Origin of the sequence: Streptomyces sp. NPDC048483, from assembly GCF_040651455.1 — a bacterium.
Classification (GTDB): domain Bacteria; phylum Actinomycetota; class Actinomycetes; order Streptomycetales; family Streptomycetaceae; genus Streptomyces.
Map to the genome: position 1 here is coordinate 17,625 of NZ_JBEZJZ010000027.1, position 19,273 is coordinate 36,897.

The 19,273-nt window shown below is 70.3% G+C and carries 14 protein-coding genes, 1 pseudogene and 1 riboswitch; of the genes and pseudogenes, 6 read left to right on the forward strand and 9 right to left on the reverse strand.

The window, feature by feature from the left end; genetic code table 11:
- The first annotated feature begins 14 nt into the window (after positions 1–14).
- Entirely contained in the window at positions 15–296 is a 282-nt protein-coding gene (locus tag AB0D04_RS16750) for an HPr family phosphocarrier protein (protein ID WP_362703464.1), read from the forward strand.
- A 392-nt stretch (positions 297–688) separates the two neighbouring features.
- Here AB0D04_RS16750 and AB0D04_RS16755 read toward each other — a convergent pair whose 3' ends face one another.
- From AB0D04_RS16755 to AB0D04_RS16770, 4 genes are all read right to left on the reverse strand, one after another.
- Positions 689–1,378, reverse strand: a complete 690-nt coding sequence (locus AB0D04_RS16755) for a GntR family transcriptional regulator (protein ID WP_362703466.1) — start codon at positions 1,376–1,378, stop codon at positions 689–691.
- Positions 1,379–1,626: 248 nt separating this feature from the next.
- Entirely contained in the window at positions 1,627–2,439 is an 813-nt protein-coding gene (locus AB0D04_RS16760) for a M23 family metallopeptidase (RefSeq protein ID WP_362703468.1), read from the reverse strand.
- A gap of 13 nt (positions 2,440–2,452) precedes the next feature.
- Positions 2,453–2,608: riboswitch (cyclic di-AMP (ydaO/yuaA leader) on the reverse strand.
- A gap of 232 nt (positions 2,609–2,840) precedes the next feature.
- Positions 2,841–4,208, reverse strand: a complete 1,368-nt coding sequence (locus tag AB0D04_RS16765; RefSeq protein ID WP_362703532.1) for a pitrilysin family protein — start codon at positions 4,206–4,208, stop codon at positions 2,841–2,843.
- A 38-nt stretch (positions 4,209–4,246) separates the two neighbouring features.
- The gene (locus AB0D04_RS16770) at positions 4,247–5,599 is read right to left on the reverse strand and encodes a pitrilysin family protein (protein WP_362703533.1); all 1,353 of its coding nucleotides are present in this window, start codon (positions 5,597–5,599) and stop codon (positions 4,247–4,249) included.
- Positions 5,600–5,948: 349 nt separating this feature from the next.
- Between AB0D04_RS16770 and AB0D04_RS16775 the strand changes: the two genes are divergently transcribed.
- Positions 5,949–8,396 carry a DNA topoisomerase IV subunit A gene (locus AB0D04_RS16775; RefSeq protein ID WP_362703469.1) on the forward strand — a complete coding sequence of 816 codons (2,448 nt, stop codon included), beginning with the start codon at positions 5,949–5,951 and terminating at the stop codon, positions 8,394–8,396.
- Between the two features lie 184 nt (positions 8,397–8,580).
- On the opposite strand, the gene AB0D04_RS16780 is transcribed toward AB0D04_RS16775, so the two are convergent.
- Together AB0D04_RS16780 and AB0D04_RS16785 are read right to left on the reverse strand one after the other, a co-directional pair.
- Positions 8,581–9,684, reverse strand: a complete 1,104-nt coding sequence (locus AB0D04_RS16780) for a CobW family GTP-binding protein (RefSeq protein WP_362703471.1) — start codon at positions 9,682–9,684, stop codon at positions 8,581–8,583.
- A gap of 184 nt (positions 9,685–9,868) precedes the next feature.
- Positions 9,869–11,035 carry a citrate synthase/methylcitrate synthase gene (locus AB0D04_RS16785; protein ID WP_362703473.1) on the reverse strand — a complete coding sequence of 389 codons (1,167 nt, stop codon included), beginning with the start codon at positions 11,033–11,035 and terminating at the stop codon, positions 9,869–9,871.
- A gap of 110 nt (positions 11,036–11,145) precedes the next feature.
- On the opposite strand from AB0D04_RS16785, the gene AB0D04_RS16790 reads away from it, so the two are divergent.
- The 4 genes from AB0D04_RS16790 (at position 11,146) to AB0D04_RS16805 (ending at position 16,530) form a co-directional block, all read left to right on the forward strand.
- Complete coding sequence (locus AB0D04_RS16790; RefSeq protein ID WP_362703474.1) at positions 11,146–12,393, forward strand: citrate synthase; 1,248 nt, start codon at positions 11,146–11,148, stop codon at positions 12,391–12,393.
- Positions 12,394–12,452: 59 nt separating this feature from the next.
- Entirely contained in the window at positions 12,453–13,460 is a 1,008-nt protein-coding gene (locus AB0D04_RS16795; RefSeq protein ID WP_362703476.1) for a sucrase ferredoxin, read from the forward strand.
- A gap of 716 nt (positions 13,461–14,176) precedes the next feature.
- Complete coding sequence (locus tag AB0D04_RS16800; protein ID WP_362703535.1) at positions 14,177–15,859, forward strand: sensor histidine kinase; 1,683 nt, start codon at positions 14,177–14,179, stop codon at positions 15,857–15,859.
- A complete protein-coding gene (locus AB0D04_RS16805) occupies positions 15,856–16,530 on the forward strand; it encodes a response regulator (RefSeq protein WP_362703477.1) in 675 nt (224 codons plus the stop codon). Before AB0D04_RS16800 ends, AB0D04_RS16805 begins: the two co-directional genes overlap by 4 nt.
- A gap of 6 nt (positions 16,531–16,536) precedes the next feature.
- On the opposite strand, the gene AB0D04_RS16810 is transcribed toward AB0D04_RS16805, so the two are convergent.
- From AB0D04_RS16810 to AB0D04_RS16820, 3 genes and pseudogenes are all read right to left on the reverse strand, one after another.
- On the reverse strand, positions 16,537–18,141 hold the full coding sequence (locus tag AB0D04_RS16810; RefSeq protein WP_362703479.1) for a cation acetate symporter: 1,605 nt from the start codon (positions 18,139–18,141) through the stop codon (positions 16,537–16,539).
- Positions 18,138–18,632 (reverse strand): DUF485 domain-containing protein, encoded by a 495-nt coding sequence (locus AB0D04_RS16815; protein ID WP_362703480.1) that lies wholly within the window; start codon positions 18,630–18,632, stop codon positions 18,138–18,140. The genes AB0D04_RS16810 and AB0D04_RS16815 overlap by 4 nt, the downstream gene beginning before the upstream one ends.
- Positions 18,633–18,726: 94 nt before the next feature.
- Positions 18,727–19,192, reverse strand: a pseudogene (locus tag AB0D04_RS16820) (response regulator transcription factor); the annotation flags it as partial.
- Positions 19,193–19,273 lie beyond the last annotated feature (81 nt).

Genomic DNA, 19,273 nt, shown 5'->3' on the forward strand with positions numbered 1-19,273 from the left:
TGAAGGGCACCACCATGGCTGAGCGCCGCGTCAATGTCGGCTGGGCCGAGGGCCTGCACGCCCGCCCCGCCTCGATCTTCGTCCGGGCGGCCACCGCGGCCGGCATCCCGATGACGATCGCCAAGGCCGATGGCAACCCCGTCAACGCGGCCTCCATGCTCGCGGTCCTGAGCCTGGGCGCCCAGGGTGGCGAGGAGATCGTGCTGGCCTCCGACGCCGAGGGCGCCGAGGCCGCGCTCGACCGCCTGGCGAAGCTCGTCGCCGAGGGCCTGGAGGAGCTCCCCGAGACGGTCTGACGCCGTCGGGGTGCCCCTGCTCTCCTCTGTCCGCGGCCCCGCCGCGGTGACCGGAAACGGTCGCCGCCGCGGGGCCGTTTTGTGGTGGGGGCTGCATCGGGGGCTTGTTGTGGGTGACGGCTGTGGGTGGTTGCTGCGCGTGGTTGTTGTGCGTGGCGATTCCGGTGTGCGGACCGGGGTGATTCGCCACGGGGGCCATTCGCTGCGGGGCATTTCTTTGCGTGAAGCGGCGCCGCAGGAAACCATCCGGACCGAATTCACCGTACGGGCACGCCGAAATCCCGGGGTGCAAATTACTCCGGCCCCGGAAATGAGGCGCAGAAATACCGGTCCCCGATCATCGGGAACCATTGCCCCGCCCATTACCCGCCCCTTTGTATACAGCCCGCATGTTAATTGCGGGCACGCCCCGTGTTGACGGGCCGTTTCGCGTCCCTCACCGCGGGCGCGGCGGGGTGGCGCAGCCGGTGCGCCGGGAGGGAACGTTCGATATGAGCCGCCATCAGGGCGCGGGCCCGTTCCGCGTCTCCGCGGGCCACCGCGTCCAGCACCGCGCCGTGTTCGTCCCACGACTCGGCGGCGCGCGCGGGCAGTTCCACGACGTACATCCACTCGATCTTGCGCCGTAGCTGGGTGAGCAGCGCCGTCAGGCTGGGGCTGCCGGCCGCCTGGGCGAGCGTCTCGTGGAACCAGCCGTCCAGTTGGCGCACATCGGCGGGGTGACCGTGCCGGGCCCGTTCGCGGCCGAGCCGCACGAGACCGCGCAGCACCTTCAGGTGGGCGGGGCTGCGGCGGGCGGCGGCCCGGGCGGCGCCCAGCGGCTCCAACAGGGCGCGGATGTCCAGGAGATCGGCCGCTTCCTGCTCGGTGGGCTCGGCGACACAGGCGCCCGCATGGTGGCGGGTGGTGACGAAGCCCTCGGACTGCAGGGTGCGCAGCGCCTCGCGGACCGGAACTCTGGAGACGCCGTAGCGGGCTGCGAGAATTTCCTCGATCAGCCGGCTCCCCGGTGCGAGCGCACCGGAGACAATGTCATCGCGAATCGCCGTGCACACCGCATGCGCGGAAAGATGGCCTCGCATCGTCCGTGCCTCCGCCGTAATCCCCGGGAAACCCGCCGATCGGCGAGTTTTGTGTGACTCTATTCGACCGGAACGGTTTTTCCGACGGCCTCCGGTAATTCATGGATATTTTTTGGCCATGGGTCCGTCATGGTCCGCCACGGGTCCGTCATGGTCCGCCACGGCCCCGGACGGCCCGGCGCCTGCCGCCCGCCGGATACGCGGAAGCCCCGGCCGATGGCCGGGGCTTCACCTGGGCGCGCGGAGCGTCAGACGCCGACGCCGTGCGAACGCAGGTACGCGATCGGGTCGATGTCCGAGCCGTAGTCGGGGCCGGTGCGGGCCTCGAAGTGGAGGTGCGGGCCGGTGACGTTGCCGGTGGCACCGGAGAGGCCTATCTGCTGGCCGGGGGTGACGGTCTGGCCGACCGAGACCCCGATGGACGACAGGTGGCCGTACTGGGTGTACGTCCCGTCGTGCATCTTGATCACGATGTTGTTGCCGTACGAGCCGCCCCAGCCGGCCTCAACGACGGTGCCCGAGCCGACGGCGTGGACGGAGGTGCCGGTGGCCGCGTGGAAGTCGATGCCGGTGTGGCTGCCGGAGGACCACAGGCTGCTGGAGGCCTTGTAGCCGGTGGAGACGTAGGAGCCGGCGACGGGGGCGACAAAGGCGTTCAGGCGCTTGCGCTCCGCCTCGCGGGCCGCGCGCTCCTTGGCCTCCCGCTCCTCCTTGGCCTTCGCCTCGGCCTTCTTCTTGGCGGCCTCGGCGAGCCGCTGCGCCTCTTCGGCCGCCTTCTTCGCCGCGGCCTCGGCCTTCGCCTGCGCGGCGGCGGCCTCGGCGGCCGCCTGCTGCGCGTCGGCCTGCGCCTCGACGCGGCTGGCGAGCTCGTCGCCCATCACGACGGCCTGCTGCAGACCGGTGTCCTCGACGTGCGCCTCACTGGTGGCGGCCATCGCCGGGGAGGCGACGGAGGCGACGACGCCGGTGGCCGCGAGGGTGGCTATCCCGGCGATCTTGCGGGTCGTACGAGCCGTGCGGCTCGCACCACGATGTTTCCCGGTGGCACGGGTGAACGCCATGTGCTGGCTTGTCCTTTCCTCCCTTGTCGCCTACCGGGTTAGCTGACGGGTTCGGAGCAGGAAGGTCTCCTACGGGCTCCTCCGGAGAGGAGTCCGATTCACCCCAGGGGACGTGTGGGTCCCCGGCTCCCCTGGCTCGCGCCGTACGGGGACTCGGCGATGACTGTCCGGTGCCACTGTTGTGGCGGACTTGTGACGAACAGCCGGACCGACGCTAATCGGGACATCTTTCAATCGGCAAACAGAACCGGCTCTTTGTGCCGTACGCCACAGGGGCATCGGGCAACCAGCCACACCATTCCGGACATACAGCGACTCCCGTGGCGAAGGTGCACCACGGGAGCCGCCTTGTCGATATATGACCCATCCATGCCTGACCAGCGGTCAGACAACGGGTTTTCTCAGCCGCTGACGACCGTCACCTTGCCGATGCCGAGTTCCCTGACGGGCTCGGCGATCTGCGCGGCGTCACCCACCAGGACCGTCACCAGCCGGTCCATGGGGAAGGCGTTGACGGCGGCCGCGGTCGCCTCGACCGTCCCGGTCTCGGCGAGCCGGGCGTACAACTGCGCCTGGAAGTCGTCCGGGAGGTCCTGCTCCACCTGGTCGGCGAGCGTGCCCGCGACGGCCGCCGCGGTCTCGTACTTCAGCGGCGCGACCCCGACCAGGTTCTGCACCGCGACATCCCGCTCGGCGTCCGTCAGCCCCTCTGCCGCAAGGGTCCGCAGCACCTTCCAGAGGTCCTCGAGGGCCGGCCTGGTGGATGCGGTGTCCACCGACCCGCTGATCGCGAGCATCGCGGCGCCGCTCCCGTCGGCGGACGAGCGCAGCACCTGGCCGAAGGCCCGCACCCCGTAGGTGTAGCCCTTCTCCTCGCGCAGCACCCGGTCCAGCCGGGAGGTGAGCGTGCCGCCCAGGCAGTACGTGCCGAGCACCTGAGCGGGCCAGATCCGGTCGTGCCGGTCGGCGCCGATGCGGCCGATCAGCAGCTGCGTCTGGACGGCTCCGGGGCGGTCCACGATCACCACGCGGCCGGTGTCGTCGGCGGTGATCGCCGAGGCCTTGAGCGGCTCGGCGGTGGAGCCGGTCCAGGCGCCGAGGGTGTCGGCGAGCGCCGCTTCCAGGTCGACGCCGGTGAAGTCACCGACGATGACGGCGGTGGCCGTGGCGGGCCGTACATGGGCGTCGTAGAAGGCGCGTACGGCCGCGGCGTCGATGCGCTCGATGGTCTCCTCGGTGCCCTGGCGGGGCCGCGACATCCGGGAGGTGGCCGGGAACAGCTCCTTGGACAGCGCCATCGCGGCACGCCGCGCCGGGTTGGCGAGCTCGTGCGGGATCTCGTCGAGGCGGTTGCGTACCAGGCGCTCGATCTCGCTGTCCGGGAAGCCGGGGGCGCGCAGTGCGTCGGCGAGCAGGCCGAGCGCGCGGGGCAGCCGGGATGCCGGCACCTCGAGGGAGACCCGGAGGCCGGGGTGGTCGGCGTGCGCGTCCAGGGTGGCGCCGCAGCGCTCCAGCTCGGCGGCGAACTCCTCGGCGTTGTGCTTGTCGGTGCCCTCGGACAGGCCGCGCGCCATGATCGTGGCGATGCCGTCCAGGCCCTCGGGCTCGGCCTCCAGAGGGGCGACGAGGTTGATCTCGACGGCGACGACCTGCTGGCCGGGGCGGTCACTGGTCAGCAGGGTGAGCCCGTTGGCGAGTCGGAAGCGCTCGGGGGCCGGGAAGGCCCAGGGCTTGGGCGCGCCGCCCTGGGGCTGGGGGTGGAAGTCCATGGCGGGCGTGGCGGAGTCTGCGCGGGTGGTGGAGTCGCTCACCGGTCCGCCTCCTCGTTCTCGGTGTCGGCGGCCGGGTCGGCCGGGGCGGTCGGCTCGGTGGGCTCATAGACGAGCACCGCGCGGTTGTCGGGGCGCAGCCGGGCCTTGGCGACCTCCTGCACCTCCTGGGGGGTGATGTCCAGGACGCGATGGACGGCGCTCAGCGCGAGCTGCGGGTCGCCGAACAGGACGGCGAAGCGGCACAGTTCGTCGGCGCGGCCGCTGACCGTGGCCAGGCGGTCCAGCCATTCGCGCTCCAACTGGGCCTGCGCGCGCTCCATCTCCTCCGGGCTGGGCCCCTCCTCGGCGAAGCGGGCCAGCTCCTCGTCGACGGCGCGCTCGATGTCGGGGACCTCCACGCCGCCGGACGTCTTCACGTCCAGCCAGCCCAGCGAGGGCGCCCCGGCCAGCCGCAGCAGACCGAAGCCGGCGGCGACGGCGGTGCGGTCGCGGCGTACCAGGCGGTTGTAGAGCCGGGAGGACTCGCCGCCGCCCAGGACGGTCAGTGCGAGGTCTGCGGCGTCCGCCTCACGGGTGCCGTCGTGCGGCAGGCGGTAGGCCGCCATCAGGGCGCGGGAGGGCACTTCCTCCTCGACGACCTCGCGCAGCTGGCCGCCGATGACCTCGGGCAGCGTGCCGTCGCGCGGCGGCTGCTTGCCGTCGTGCGAGGGGATCGAGCCGAAGTACTTCTCGATCCAGGCGAGCGTCTGCTCGGGGTCGATGTCCCCGACGACCGACAGGACGGCGTTGTTGGGCGCGTAGTACGTACCGAAGAACGCCCGCGCGTCCTCCAGGGAGGCCGCGTCCAGGTCGGCCATCGACCCGATGGGGGTGTGGTGGTACGGGTGGCCGTCCGGGTACACCATGGCCGTCAGCTTCTCGAAGGCCGTGCCGTAGGGGACGTTGTCGTAGCGCTGGCGGCGCTCGTTCTTGACGACGTCGCGCTGGTTCTCCATGGACTCGTCGTCGAGCGCGGCCAGCAGCGAGCCCATCCGGTCCGCCTCCAGCCAGAGGGCGAGCTCGAGCTCATGTGCGGGCATGGTCTCGAAGTAGTTGGTGCGCTCGAAGCTCGTGGTGCCGTTCAACGATCCGCCGGCGCCCTGGACGAGCTCGAAGTGGCCATTGCCCGTCACCTGGGCTGACCCCTGGAACATCAGGTGCTCGAAGAGGTGCGCCAGGCCCGTACGGCCCTTGACCTCGTGGCGGGAGCCGACGTCGTACCACAGGCACACCGCCGCAACCGGGGTCAGGTGGTCTTCGGAGAGCACCACGCGCAGGCCGTTGGCGAGCCGGTGCTCGGTCGCTGTCAGGCCGCCGGAGCCGGCTTGTTCTGTGGCCGTGTGACCCATGGGCATGTACGTCCCTTCGATCCGCTTGCGAGGAAGTCCTGTCACTCTATGCAACCGCGCCGACATCTGGCGAAGTTCCCGGACGAGCGGACCCGTACGGAGGGCGTTACGCGGCCGCCCCGGGAGCCGAAAGGGGAGTCGCGGTCGGCGTTGTCAGTGGGGCGGTCCACAATGGTCCGCGTCAGACTCAGGCAGACTCACACGTCGGTCCGTCGGCACATCGATGCGCCGGCCGGCCGATCCGACATCCGGTCGACCGGCGGTTCCGGTCGACCCCGACAGTGTTGACCGACCCGGCATTGTTGATCCCACATCGGCAGTAGACGCAGCAGAAGGAGCCGCAGCCGCGATGGCCCGCCGCAGCACGAAGACCCCGCCGCCGGACGACTTCGAGGAGAGGATCCTCGACATCGACGTCGTCGACGAGATGCAGGGTTCCTTCCTCGAGTACGCGTATTCGGTCATCTACTCCCGCGCCCTGCCGGACGCCCGCGACGGTCTCAAGCCCGTGCACCGCCGCATCCTGTACCAGATGAACGAGATGGGCGTGCGGCCCGACCGCTCGTACGTCAAGTGCGCCCGGGTCGTCGGCGAGGTGATGGGTAAGCTCCACCCGCACGGCGACGCGTCCATCTACGACGCGCTGGTGCGGATGGCACAGCCGTTCTCGATGCGGCTGCCGCTGGTGGACGGCCACGGCAACTTCGGCTCGCTGGGCAATGACGACCCGCCGGCCGCGATGCGTTACACCGAGTGCCGGATGGCGTCGGCGACGTCCCTGATGACGGAGTCCATCGACGAGGACACCGTCGATTTCGCGCCGAACTACGACGGCCAGGAACGAGAGCCGGTCGCCCTCCCCGCCGCGTATCCCAACCTCCTGGTCAACGGCACGTCCGGCATCGCGGTCGGCATGGCGACCAACATGCCGCCGCACAACCTGGGCGAGGTCATCGCCGCCGCCCGCCACCTGATCAAGCACCCGAACGCCGATCTCGACACCCTGATGCGCTTCGTACCGGGCCCCGATCTGCCCACCGGTGGCCGGATCGTGGGCCTGGGCGGCGTACGGGACGCGTACGAGAAGGGCCGTGGCACCTTCAAGATCCGCGCCACGGTCACTGTGGAGACCGTCACGGCCCGCCGCAAGGGACTGATCGTCACCGAACTCCCCTTCACCGTCGGCCCCGAGAAGGTCATCTCCAAGATCAAGGACCTGGTCGGCTCGAAAAAGCTGCAGGGCATCGCGGACGTCAAGGACCTGACCGACCGCAAGCACGGCCTGCGGCTGGTCATCGAGGTCAAGAACGGCTTCAACCCCGAGGCCGTCCTGGAGCAGCTCTACAAGCTCACGCCGATGGAGGAGTCCTTCGGCATCAACAACGTCGCCCTGGTGGACGGCCAGCCGCTGACGCTGGGCCTCAAGGAGCTGCTGGAGGTCTACGTCGACCACCGCTTCGATGTGGTGCGCCGGCGCAGCGAGTTCCGGCGCGGCAAGCGGCGCGACCGTCTCCACCTGGTCGAGGGCCTGCTGACGGCGCTGGTGGACATCGACGAGGTCATCCGCCTCATCCGCTCCAGCGAGAACAGCGCCCAGGCCAAGGAGCGGCTGATCGAGCGGTTCTCGCTGAGCGACATCCAGACGCAGTACATCCTGGACACGCCGCTGCGCCGGCTGACCAAATTCGACCGTATCGAGCTGGAGTCCGAGCGGGATCGGCTCAAGGAGGAGATCGAGAAGCTGACGCAGATCCTGGAGTCGGACGCCGAGCTGCGCAAGCTGGTCTCCGGCGAGCTGGCCGCGGTCGCCAAGAAGTACGGCACGGACCGGCGGACGGTCCTGCTGGAGTCGTCGGGCACCACTGTCGGTGCGGTGCCGCTGCAGGTCTCCGACGACCCGTGCCGGGTGCTGCTGTCCTCGACGGGGCTGCTCGCACGTACGGTCACCGGGGAGTTGCCGTTCGACGCGGAGGCCAAGCGGGTCAAGCACGACGTGATCCTCTCGGCCGTGCCGGCCACGACCCGCGGCGAGGTCGGCGCGGTGACGTCCACCGGGCGGCTGCTGCGGATCCCGGTGATCGATCTTCCTCAGCTGCCGGAGACGGCCGCGGCACCCAGTCTCGCCGGTGGCGCGCAGATCTCGGAGTTCCTGACCCTCCAGGACGGCGAGGAACTGATCTGCCTGATCACACTGGACGAGTCCTCGCCCGGTCTGGCACTCGGCACGGAGCAGGGCGTCGTCAAGCGGGTGGTGCCCGACTACCCGTCCAACAAGGACGAGCTGGAGGTCATCACCCTCAAGGACGGCGACCGCATCGTGGGCGCGGCGGAGCTGCGTACCGGTGACGAGGACCTGGTCTTCATCTCCAGCGAGGCGCAGCTGCTGCGCTATCCGGCGTCCCAGGTACGGCCGCAGGGGAGGCCCGCGGGCGGCATGGCGGGCATCAAGCTGAGCGAGGGCGCGAAGGTGATCGCGTTCGCCGCGGTCGATCCAGCCTCCGACGCCATGGTGTTCACGGTCGCCGGCTCGCACGGCACGCTGGACGACTCGGTGGCCACGGCCAAGCTCACCCCGTTCGACCAGTACCCGCGCAAGGGCCGGGCGACGGGCGGCGTGCGCTGCCAGCGGTTCCTCAAGGGCGAGGACTGCCTGACCACGGCGTGGACCGTCGCGGCACCGGTACGGGCGGCGGACGCCAAGGGCGCCCCGGTCCAGCTGCCGGAGGTGGATCCGCGCCGGGACGGCTCGGGTGTTCCGCTGACGAAGCCGGTGGCGGCGCTGGCGGGGCCGGTGTAAGCGGATCTTGTTCGTTGGGCGGCCGGCCGGTCCTTTGGGGCCGGCCGGTTTGCTTGGTGGAGCAGTGTGGGTGGGTGGCTGTGGGGGTGGTGGGTGGGTGTGGGGGTGGTGGCTGTGGGGCTTGGGGATGCGGTCTGCGGTTCGTAGCCGGTGCCCCACGGCCTGCGGCGCCCTTGGCCCGTAGCTACTCCTCGCGGGAGGCCACATAGCGCAGGACGCCCCACATGCTGTGCTCGGAGGCCTCCCGCGGAGCACCGTCACGGCACGTCGCCAGCTCTTTCCGCACCGCCGCCGCGTCGATCCGGCTGCCGATCAGGACGAGTTGAGTACTGCGCTCCTCGTCACGGCCCCACGGCGAGGGGTAGAAGCGGAGGAAGTCGCCGACAGCGTGCACAGTGAACTTCTGTCGGCTGCCCGGGACATCGAAGTGAACAAAGCCCTTGATGCGGTAGAGGCCGGTGGGCCGGTCATCAAGAAAACCCATAAGTCGATGCGGATTCATCGGCTCCGACGAGGTGAACTCCACGCTCTGGTAGGCGGCGTGGAGGTGACCGCAGGGCTCGCCAGGACCGTGGTCATGGCCGTGGTGCGCCTCGTGCGCGTGATCGGGACCTGCGGCCGAGCCCGCACCGCTCTCCCGCAGCAGATCCTCGAACGACAACTGCCTGACGGCTGCATCGAGGTCCTCTCCCACCCCACGGTCGAAGAACAGCTCCGGATCGATGCGCCCGTACGCCGTGCAGACCACGGGCCGGCCCGGCGCAAGGTCGGCGAGTGTGTCCATGAGCTCCTGGCGCGCAGCGTCCGCGATCCGGTCGGCCTTGTTGAGCACCACAAGATCCGCGATACGCATGTGCCGGTCGAGTTCGGGATGCCGGGTGCGGGTGACCGCGAACTCGGCCGCGTCGACGACCTCGATCAGCCCGCCGTAGACAATCCGGTCGTTCTCGCTGGCGAGGATCATCCTGATGACTTCCTCGGGCTCGGCCAGCCCGCTCGCCTCGATGACGATGACATCAATACGGGCGGCGGGGCGGGCCAGCCGCTCCAGATAGGTGTCGAGGTCGCTGCTGTCGACCGCGCAGCACAGGCAGCCGTTACCGAGCGAGACCATTGAGTCCACCTGCCCGGCGACGGTCATCGCGTCGATCTCGATGCTGCCGAAGTCATTGACGATGGCACCAATACGGGTACCGGCGCCGGCGCCGAGCAGGTGGTTGAGGAGGGTGGTCTTGCCCGACCCGAGAAAGCCCGCGAGCACGACGACCGGGATCTGTTGCGTGGCCAAGGGGCGCCTCCATGGTGCGGGTGGCGAGCCGCACGGACCGGCGGCGGACGAGCTGCCGATCGTAACGGAACCCCTCCTGCGCACCCTGAGGTCGCCCCTGCGCCACCGACGTCCGTCCGGCTGCCGACTTGTCCAGCAGCAGGCCTCCCCCGTCCCCGCTCTCCCGCTTGGCGTAGGGCAGCCGTCAGGGCGCGATATCGGGCACCGGCTGCGGCGGGGGCGGACCGACGTACCGGGCCGCCGGCCGGATGATCTTCGAGTCCTCGGCCTGCTCCAGGATGTTGGCGCTCCAGCCGACGATGCGGGCCGCGCAGAAGGTGGGCGTGAACATCTCGCGCGGCAGCCCGCACAGCTCCATGACGACGCCGGCGTAGAACTCCACGTTCGTGTGCAGCTCACGTCCTGGCTTGAGCTCGGCCAGCAGCGCCTCGACCCTTGCCTCCACCTGGACGGCGAATTCCACCCGCGGTCCACCGAACTCCTCGGCGATACAGCGCAGCATCCTGGAGCGCGGGTCCTCGGTGCGGTAGACGGCGTGGCCGAACCCCATGATCCGGTCGCCCCGCTGGAACCGGTCACGGATCCAGGAGTCGATGCGCTCCGGCGTGCCGATCGCATCGAGTGTATCGAGGACACGGCTGGGAGCACCGCCGTGCAACGGACCGGAGAGCGCACCGACCGCACCGACAAGGCAGGCCGCGAGGTCGGCTCCGGTGGATGAGATGACGCGGGCGGTGAACGTCGAGGCGTTGAAACCGTGGTCGATGGTGGAGATCAGATACGCCTCAATCGCCCGGACGCGCCGGGGCTCCGGCTCCTGGCCGGTGAGCATGTAGAGATAGTTGGCGGCGTACGTCAGGTCCGCGCGCGGTTCCACCGGCTGCTGGCCACGGCCGAGCCGGTGCAGCGCGGTGAGCAGGGTCGGTACGGCGGCACAGGCGGCAAGGGCATCGGCGCGACGGTGGTCGGCGTCGATGTCGTACAGCGGCCGGAAACCTGCCGTCGCACCCAGCAGCGACAGTGCGGTGCGCAGCCCGGCGAGCGGGCCGGACACGAGGCCGGCCTGAGCGATGGCGGGCAGCGCGTCGCATACCGCGCCAGGCAACGCGCGCAGAGCGGCGGTCTCGGCCGTAAAGGCCGCCAGCTGCCCGGCATCCGGCAGTTCGCCGTACAACATCAGGTACCAGGCGTCCTCGAAGGTACGGACCGCGGCCAGCTCAACGGCTGAGTACTGACGGTAGTGGTAGAAGCCCTCGCGGCCCCGGACGTCTCCCAGTTCCGTCTCGGTGACGACGACGCCCGCGAGCCCGCGGGGCGCGTTGATGGGTGTGTTCTCCTCGGTGATCGGCATGGCAGATCTCCTCGCTTTCCTCCCTGAATATTGATCCGACTGTCTATGCTTGATTTGATGTTGTCAATATTGATTAAATCAATATCACCACAGGTCGATACGGTAACCCCATGGCGGATCAAGACAGGTCTTATGACGCGACCAGGCAGCGGCTGAGCACCCGGGAGACGGCCGACCGGCTCGGTGTGAAGCCCGAGACGGTGTACGCCTATGTGAGCCGCGGCCAGCTGACCAGCCGCCGCGAACCGGGGAGCCGCGGCAGCACCTTCGACGCGAAGGAGGTCGACGCACTCGCGCGCCGCGGAAGCCGCCGGGAACCATCCGGTGCCGGTGGTGAGTTGGCGGTCCGCACAGGTATCACACTGATCGACAGGGACCGCTGCTACTTCCGTGGCGTCGATACGGCGGAGCTCGCCGCGCACTACCACTACGAGGAAGTTGCCGAGTGGCTGTGGACCGGTGAACTGCGCCGTGGCACCTGCTTCACGGCGCCGCAGGACGCACTGACCGCTGCTCGCCGCGCCGTGCACTCGCTCCCGGAGCACAGCGGCCCCATGGACCGACTGCGAGTCGCCGTGATCGCCGCGGCGGCCGCCGACCCATTGCGCTTCGACCTGTCCGAGGACGCCGTTCTCGACACCGCGCGCAGCCTCATCCCCACCCTCGTCGAGGCCCTTCCGCCGCAGTCCCCCAAGTCGTCCGACATGAAGTCACTCGCACCGCGACTGTGGTCGCGGCTGACCTCTGCGCCCGCCGACGCAGCGTCGCTGCGCGTCCTGGATGCCGCGCTGGTTCTGCTCATCGATCACGACCTCGCCGCCTCGACACTCGCGGTGCGGGTCGCCGCCTCGGCGCGCGCCCACCCGTACGCGATCATCTCGGCCGGGTTCGGAGCGCTGGACGGCCCGCTGCATGGCGCGGCGAGCGCACTCGCTCACCGGATGCTGCTCGATGTGCTGAACCGGGGCAGCGCTGCCGCGGTCGTCGCCGACCATCTGCGCGAGGGTCGCCGTGTACCAGGCCTCGGCCATCCTCTCTACCCGGGAGATGACCCCCGGGCCCGTGCACTGTTTGCGCTGCTGGCGGATGTACCGCAGGCACAGACGGCATTGCAGGCCGCGCGTGGGGTGGTCAGCACCACGGCCCGGCACACCGAGCTGTACGCCAATGTCGATCTTGCACTGGCAGTGCTGACCGTGTCGGCAGGGATGCCTCCCGAGGCCGGCGAAACGGTTTTTGCCGTCGCCCGCACGGCGGGCTGGATCGCGCACGCACTCGAGGAGTACGGCGAACGCCCACTGCGCATGCGCCCCAGTGGGCAGTACAGCGGCCCCCGCCCCCCGCAGCCACTGCCGTGACAGCCGGTGGCGCCGGGGCATGAAGAACCACCACGGAGACTCAGGTTAGGCTTACCTTCGTGAGCACTTGCGCTACCGCCTCCCGCGAATCGGCCGAACCCGTCGCCGGGACCGCTGCCACCGCCCGCACCTGGCTGCTCATCGAGCAAACCGGCCCCTGGGGGGCCAATGCGCTGACGAACAGCCACCTCGACCCGCACCTCGGCCGGGCCCTCGAGGCTGCGACAGACGGTACGGACGTACGCGTCGCCCTGATCCGCAGACCCGGACGGCATGCCGACTGCCACGGCGCCTCCCGGCACCGGCTGTTCGTCGCGCACACCGCGCCGGGCCGCTCCTGGATCCGCACCACCACAGTCACCGACCCGCACGCCACCCTCGGCCTGGACTTTGCCGCGCTGGGCGCCGGCGAGCACGGCGGCCTCTGGAACCCGTACGTCGGTGAGCCCCTGGTCCTCATCTGCACCAACGGCAAGCGGGACCGCTGCTGCGCGCTCCTTGGCCGGCCGCTGGCCGCCGAGCTCGCCGCCGGCGGAGCCGAGGCCTGGGAAGTCACCCACATCGGCGGCCACCGCTTCTCCCCCACGCTGCTCGTCCTCCCGTACGGCTACGCCTACGGACGGGCCTCGGCCCCTCTCGTCAAGGAGGCCGTGGAAGCGGCTCGCGACGGACGGATCACGCTCGACCACTGCCGCGGCCGCTCTACGTGGGGCCGGCCGGAGCAGGCCGCCGACCTCGCGGTCCGCGAGCTGATCCGGGAGGAGCGGGCGGACGCACTCGACGTCGTACGGACCGACGCGGTGCGGCCCGAAGCGAGGCGGGCCGACGACCGCTCGCTTGCGGGCGGGCCGTTTGCGGGAAGTACTCCCACCTGGTCCGTTTCCGTTACGCACACCGACGGTCGCGCCTGGCGCGTCGTGGTGGAGCAGCGGACCGACGGTGCTCCGGCGCCCGCTAGCTGTGGTGCGCCGCTCGGCCCACCGGCGCGTATGACGGTCACCTCCATCGCCGGCGCCGTCGGCACCGCCGCCATGGCGTGGCCCGCGCTCGCCCTTCCGGTCTCCTGACGCCGGGGGCCGGTCCCGCTTCCTGGTTTCCGTGTGGCACCTACAGCGGCAGGGCTCTGCGGGTGGCACTCCGGCGCCCGGTGCCCCGCCGCGCGTCACCGCCAGCCCCAGAGACACCCCGAATGCCACTCCCAGCCCAAGAACACCCAGCACCGCCGCCACTGCGTCCGGCACCGTGATCACACGCCGTGCACCCCTCGCTGCCGTGCCCTGCCCCTCATTGCGCCGCCCCCGCATCGACCACATTGCCGTCCCCCTTCGCGCATCCGCGCACCTGGCCTGCGCCTCGCCGCCGCAGGTCCACTGCGACTGCCCGGGCGTCATGAGCACCCGCCTCTTCACCCTGCGAGGCTAGGCGCGCACAATCCGCAACCGAAAGGCCTGTGGATAACTCCGTGCGGCGTCGCCATGCGGTCATATGAGAGTCGTGCCCCGACCACCCTCCGAATTCGGCCCGGCAGGGATTACCGGCCCGGTCCGGTCCGCGCTTACTGTTCGTTCGTATGGGCGAGAAGGACGTACCGGCCTCGCGCCCGAGCGCCGCACGGCCCTCGGGCCACACGCCGCGCTCCGATGCGTCCATGGGCGTGCTTGGCAGCGCTGATCGACGCGACAGCAGCCAGTCCGCCGTAGCAGGCCCGGCCCCGGCCGACCGCCCGCGCACCGCCACCAGGCTGCGCCTTGGCTGGCCCCGCCGCGTCTTCTCGCAGGTGCTGATGATGCAGCTGGCCATCGCCACGGGTGTCACCGCGCTCGCGACCGGCCTGTTCCTCGCCCCTCTCAGCGCGCAACTCGACGATCAGGCGATGCGCCGCGCGCTCGCCATCGCCCAGACCACTGCCGCCGAGCCGCGTCTTGACGACGCCCTGGAGTCCTCCCGCCCTACGCGGCACGGTCCGGTCCAGAGCGACGCCGAGCGGATTCGCGCCGCCACAGGCGCCGAGTACGTCGTGATCATGGACCGGCGAGGTGTGCGCTGGTCCCACACCGAGCCGGACGAGATCGGGCACCACGTCTCCACGGACCCGAGTGTTGTCCTCTCCGGCAAGGAGGTCATGCAGATCGACGAGGGCACACTCGGCCGGTCGGCACGCGGCAAGGTTCCGCTACGCGACGAGAGCGGCAAAGTTGTCGGAGCCGTGTCGGTCGGCATCTCGTACGAGAGCGTGCAGGGGCGGCTACTCTCCACCGTGCCCGAACTGCTCGCCTACGCGGGTGGAGCCCTGGCCGTGGGTGCCCTCGCCGCCTATCTCGTCGCCCGCCGCCTGCAGCGCCGTACGCACGACCTGGCTTTCTCCGACATCTCTGCGCTGCTCGCGGAGCGCGAGGCGATGCTGCACGGCATCCGGGAAGGTTTCGTTGCGCTGGACACGCACGGCCGGATCCGCCTCATGAACGACGAGGCGCAGCGTCTCCTCGACCTGTGTGCCGAAGACACCGGCCGCCCCTTGGACGAGACGCTGCCACCGGGCCGTACGACCGACGTGCTCGCCGGCCGGGTATCCGGGACGGATCTGCTCGCCGTGAGCGGGCATCGTGTCCTGGTGGCCAATCGGATGCCCACCGATGACGGAGGTGCCGTGGTCACCTTGCGCGACCGCACCGAGCTGGAGCGGCTGGGCCGTGAACTGGACGGCACCCGCGGTCTTATCGATGCCCTCCGCGCCCAGGACCACGAGCACGCCAACCGGCTGCACACGCTCCTCGGACTGCTCGAACTCGGGCTGTACGAGGAGGCCGTCGAGTTCGTGACAGAGGTTGTGGGCGTGCACCGGGCAACCGCGGAACAGGTCACCGAACGCATTCGCGATCCGCTGCTGGCCGCCCTTCTGGTCGGCAAGGCCACCGTCGCCACCGAGCGCGGCGCCTCATTGGGCCTCTCGCCCGATACCTACCTGCCCGACCGCCTGGTCGACCCGCACAGCCTGGTCACCGTCCTGGGCAACCTCGTCGACAACGCCCTGGACGCCACGGCGGGCAAGCGGGACGCGCGGCTGGAGGTGGAGATCCGCGCAGAGGGCCGGACCGCCATTGTCCAGGTCTGCGACAACGGACCCGGTGTGCCCGAGGCCCGTCGCGCGGAAATCTTCACCGAGGGCTGGACGACCAAGGAACCACCGGCGCACGGGCAGCGCGGCATCGGCCTGGCGCTCGTTCGCCGCCTCGCCGAGCGTTACGGCGGCAGCGCCACGGTGGGCGGACGTACTGGTGGTGGCGCGGTGTTCACCGTGACGGTCCCCGACGCGCTGCCCGAAGAGCTCGGTGGGCCGACGTGTGACGCGTCGCGTCACGAAGGGCCTGCGGACACCACTGCCGCCGAGAGTCCCGGCCGGTCCGAAGGCTCTCAGTGCTCCGCCGGCGCTGAGGATGCGGCAGACGCCACGGGAGCCGGCCGATGATCGACGTATTGGTCGTGGACGACGATGTGCGGGTCGCGGAGATCAACGCCGCGTATGTCGCCAAGATCGCCGGATTTCGCGTCAGCTGCCTGGCTCACAGTGCCGCCGAAGCACGGGCCGCCCTGGATGCGCACCCCGTGGATCTGATCCTTCTGGACCACTACCTCCCCGATGAGACAGGCCTCCAACTGGTGGCCGACCTCCGGCGGCGCGGTCTGCGCACTGATGTGATCATGGTGACGGCGGCCCGCGACATCGCGACCGTGCAGGCCGCCATGCGTCACGGCGCGCTGCAGTACCTGGTCAAGCCTTTCACCTTCGCGGGCCTGCGCTCCAAGCTGGACAGTTACGCGGCGCTGCACCGTACCTTCGAGAGCGGCGGGCAGGCGGAGCAGTCCGAAGTCGACCGGATCTTCGGTGCATTGGGGGCGTCGGGCGCGGGCTCCACCGAGCTGCCCAAGGGGCACTCCACCGCAACCGCTGACCGAGTGCGCTTGGTGCTGCGATCTGCGGACGCCCCGCTGTCCGCGCAGGACGTCGCCGCCCAGGCGGGGCTGAGCCGGCAGACCGCCCAGCGCTACCTCAAGCTCCTGGAACGCACCGGCCGGGTACGCCTCACCCTCAGGTACGGCGAGACCGGACGCCCCGAGCACCGTTACGAATGGGTCTGAGTGCTTCTAGGCAGCTCCCGCTCCCGTAAGAGACCGGACCTCCGTCTCCGCATGACGGGCCTCGTCGGCGGACTCCGGTGAGAGCACGGTTCCCAGCCATCCCATGAGGAAGCCCAGCGGGACCGATACGACACCGGGGTTCTCCAGAGGGAAGAAGGCGAAGTCCAGTCCGGGGAAGAGCGACTCCGAAGTGCCGGAGACCATCGGTGACAGGACGACCAGCGTGATCGCCGGGAGCAGGCCGCCGTAGACCGACCAGACCGCGCCGCGGGTGGTGAAGCGGCGCCAGAAGAGTGCGTACAGCAGGACCGGCAGGTTGGCCGATGCGGCGACGGCGAACGCCAGGCCGACCAGGAAGGCGACGTTCAGGTCCCGGGCGAGGAGCGCGAGGCCGATGGCGACGGCGCCGACGGCCACCGCGGCGATGCGCGCCACGGCCACCTCACTGCGCTGCCCGCCCCCCTTCGTCCCGCGGGAGCGCCGTAGCGAGGCGTACAGGTCGTGGGCCACGGAAGCGGACGAGGCGAGGGTGATGCCGGCGACCACAGCCAGGATCGTGGCGAAGGCGATTGCGGCCACGACGGCGAAGAGAACCGTTCCTCCGGCCGAACCGGCGCCCCCGCCCAGGTCCAGGGCGAGCAGTGGAACCGCGGTGTTGCCCGCCTTGTTGGACGCACGGACGGCGTCGCTGCCGAGCACCGCGGCGGCGCCGAAGCCCAGCGCGATGGTCATCAGGTAGAAGCCGCCGATCAGGCCGATGGCCCAGACGGCGGAGCGGCGGGCGGAACGCGCCGTGGGCACGGTGTAGAAGCGGGCCAGGATGTGCGGCAGGCCGGCGGTGCCGAGGACGAGTGCGAGGCCGAGGCTGATGAAGTCGAGGCGTGATGTCCAGTCGTCGCCGTACTTGAGTCCCGGTGCGAGGAACGCGCGTCCGTGGCCGCTACGTTCGGCGGCGGTGTTCAGCAGCCCGTTGATGTCACCGTGAAAGCGGGCCACCACCAGGACGGTCAGCACAATGGTGCCTCCCAGGAGGAGCACCGCTTTGACGATCTGGATCCATGTCGTCGCCCGCATGCCGCCGAAGGCAACGTAGACGACCATCAGCGCGCCGACGACGATCACCATCCAGGTGTGGGCCTGTGCGCCCGCCCCGTCGAGGAGGAGCGTCACCAGGCTGCCGGCGCCGACCATCTGGGCGACCAGGTAGAGCACGGAGACGGTGACGGAGGCTGCGCCGGCCGCGATGCGGACGGGGCGTTCGCGCATCCGGGCGGCGACGACGTCGGCGAGGGTGAACCTGCCGCAGTTGCGGACCAGTTCGGCGACCAGGAAAAGGACGACGAGCCAGGCGACGAGGAAGCCGACGCAGTAGAGCAGGCCGTCGTAGCCGAAGAGGGCGATCAGGCCGGAGACGCCGAGGAAGGACGCGGCGGACATGTAGTCACCCGCGATGGCGAAACCATTCTCCATGGGCGAGAAGAGCCGGCCGCCTGCATAGAACTCCTCGGCGGAGCCCTGTCTGCGGCGGCCCACCCAGGTGGTGATCGCCAGGGTGACGGCGATGAACACGCTGAACAGGAGCAGCGCGAGGGTCTGGTGGTCGCCGGTCAACGGACGTTCCCTCCGGTCAGTTCCTGGGTCTCCCAGCGGATGTCGAGCGCCGCACCGTCCCGGCGCACCCGCGCATGCCGTGCGTAGGCCCAGGTGAGCAGGAAGGTCGTGGCGAACTGTCCGAGTCCGGCCAGCATCGCGACGTTGAGCGCGCCGGCGACGCGGTGCGACATCAGCCCCGGTGCGGTGGTGGCCGTGATCACGTAGGCGAGGTACCAGGCCAGGAAGACAGCCGTGGCCGGCACAACGAAGCGCCGGTAGCGGCGGCGTACCTCCTGGAAGGCGGCGCTTCGCTGCACCGCCAGGTAGACCTCGTCGTGGGTCACGGCCCGCGGTACCGGTGCGGGTGTCTGCGTGCGGCCCGGCCCGCTCCGTTCGTCGGTCGCGTCGTCGTCCCACTCCCCCCATCCGGACGCGGGCGTCTCGTACCAGGGGTCGTCGAGCCGCACGTCCCCTGGCTCATCGGCCGCTCGGCCGTCCTGCTTGTCCACCGAACACTCCTTGTCGCACGGACCTGTTGACCGTGGGCCCAAGGATGGACAGAAAGGAAGATCCGGGACTCTTCATTCCGAATGGTTCACTGAATCAGGTGGGTCGTCCGGGCGGGTGTGCGAGGCCGTGGCGGTAGGCGTAGCGGACCGCCTGAGCCCGTCCCGCGCCCAGGCCTTGGCGAAGAGCTTGTTGATGTGGGCCTTCACGGTCACGGTGGAGACGTGGAGCCCACGGGCGATTTGCGGGTCCGGGTGACCCTCAGCGACGGGGCGCAGCACTTCGGTGTGGCGGGCGGTCAGCCCGTCCAGCGGCTCGTCCGGGGGCTGCGACCTGGTGTGGGTACGGGTTCGGCGAGGCGCTCCAGGAGGCGGCGCTGGATCTTCGGTGACAGCCTGGCCTCAGCGGAGAGCACATCGTCGATGACGCGGAGGATCTCGTCGCCGTCCGCGTCCTTGGTCAGGTGGCCGCAGGCGCCGGCCTGGAGGGCGGGGAAGAGTGAGTCGTCGTCGGCGTAGGTGGTGAGCACCTTTACCTGGGTGCCCGGGTGGTCCGTCCGGATGTGGCGGGCGCGCCGCTGCCCCCGAGTCGCGCACCTTGAGCCCTACGCCACAGTCCGCGTACCCCAGCCGCACGCTCACCC

Excerpts from the sequence above, each read along its gene's own strand:
- AB0D04_RS16785 (WP_362703473.1), bottom strand. The coding sequence starts at position 11,035 with ATGCCGATCACCGAGGAGAACACACCCATCAACGCGCCCCGCGGGCTC.
- AB0D04_RS16790 (WP_362703474.1), top strand. The coding sequence starts at position 11,146 with ATGGCGGATCAAGACAGGTCTTATGACGCGACCAGGCAGCGGCTGAGC.
- AB0D04_RS16760 (WP_362703468.1), bottom strand. The coding sequence starts at position 2,439 with ATGGCGTTCACCCGTGCCACCGGGAAACATCGTGGTGCGAGCCGCACG.
- AB0D04_RS16750 (WP_362703464.1), top strand. The coding sequence starts at position 15 with ATGGCTGAGCGCCGCGTCAATGTCGGCTGGGCCGAGGGCCTGCACGCC.
- AB0D04_RS16765 (WP_362703532.1), bottom strand. The coding sequence starts at position 4,208 with ATGGACTTCCACCCCCAGCCCCAGGGCGGCGCGCCCAAGCCCTGGGCC.
- AB0D04_RS16775 (WP_362703469.1), top strand. The coding sequence starts at position 5,949 with ATGGCCCGCCGCAGCACGAAGACCCCGCCGCCGGACGACTTCGAGGAG.
- AB0D04_RS16805 (WP_362703477.1), top strand. The coding sequence starts at position 15,856 with ATGATCGACGTATTGGTCGTGGACGACGATGTGCGGGTCGCGGAGATC.
- AB0D04_RS16770 (WP_362703533.1), bottom strand. The coding sequence starts at position 5,599 with ATGGGTCACACGGCCACAGAACAAGCCGGCTCCGGCGGCCTGACAGCG.
- AB0D04_RS16800 (WP_362703535.1), top strand. The coding sequence starts at position 14,177 with ATGATGCAGCTGGCCATCGCCACGGGTGTCACCGCGCTCGCGACCGGC.
- AB0D04_RS16755 (WP_362703466.1), bottom strand. The coding sequence starts at position 1,378 with ATGCGAGGCCATCTTTCCGCGCATGCGGTGTGCACGGCGATTCGCGAT.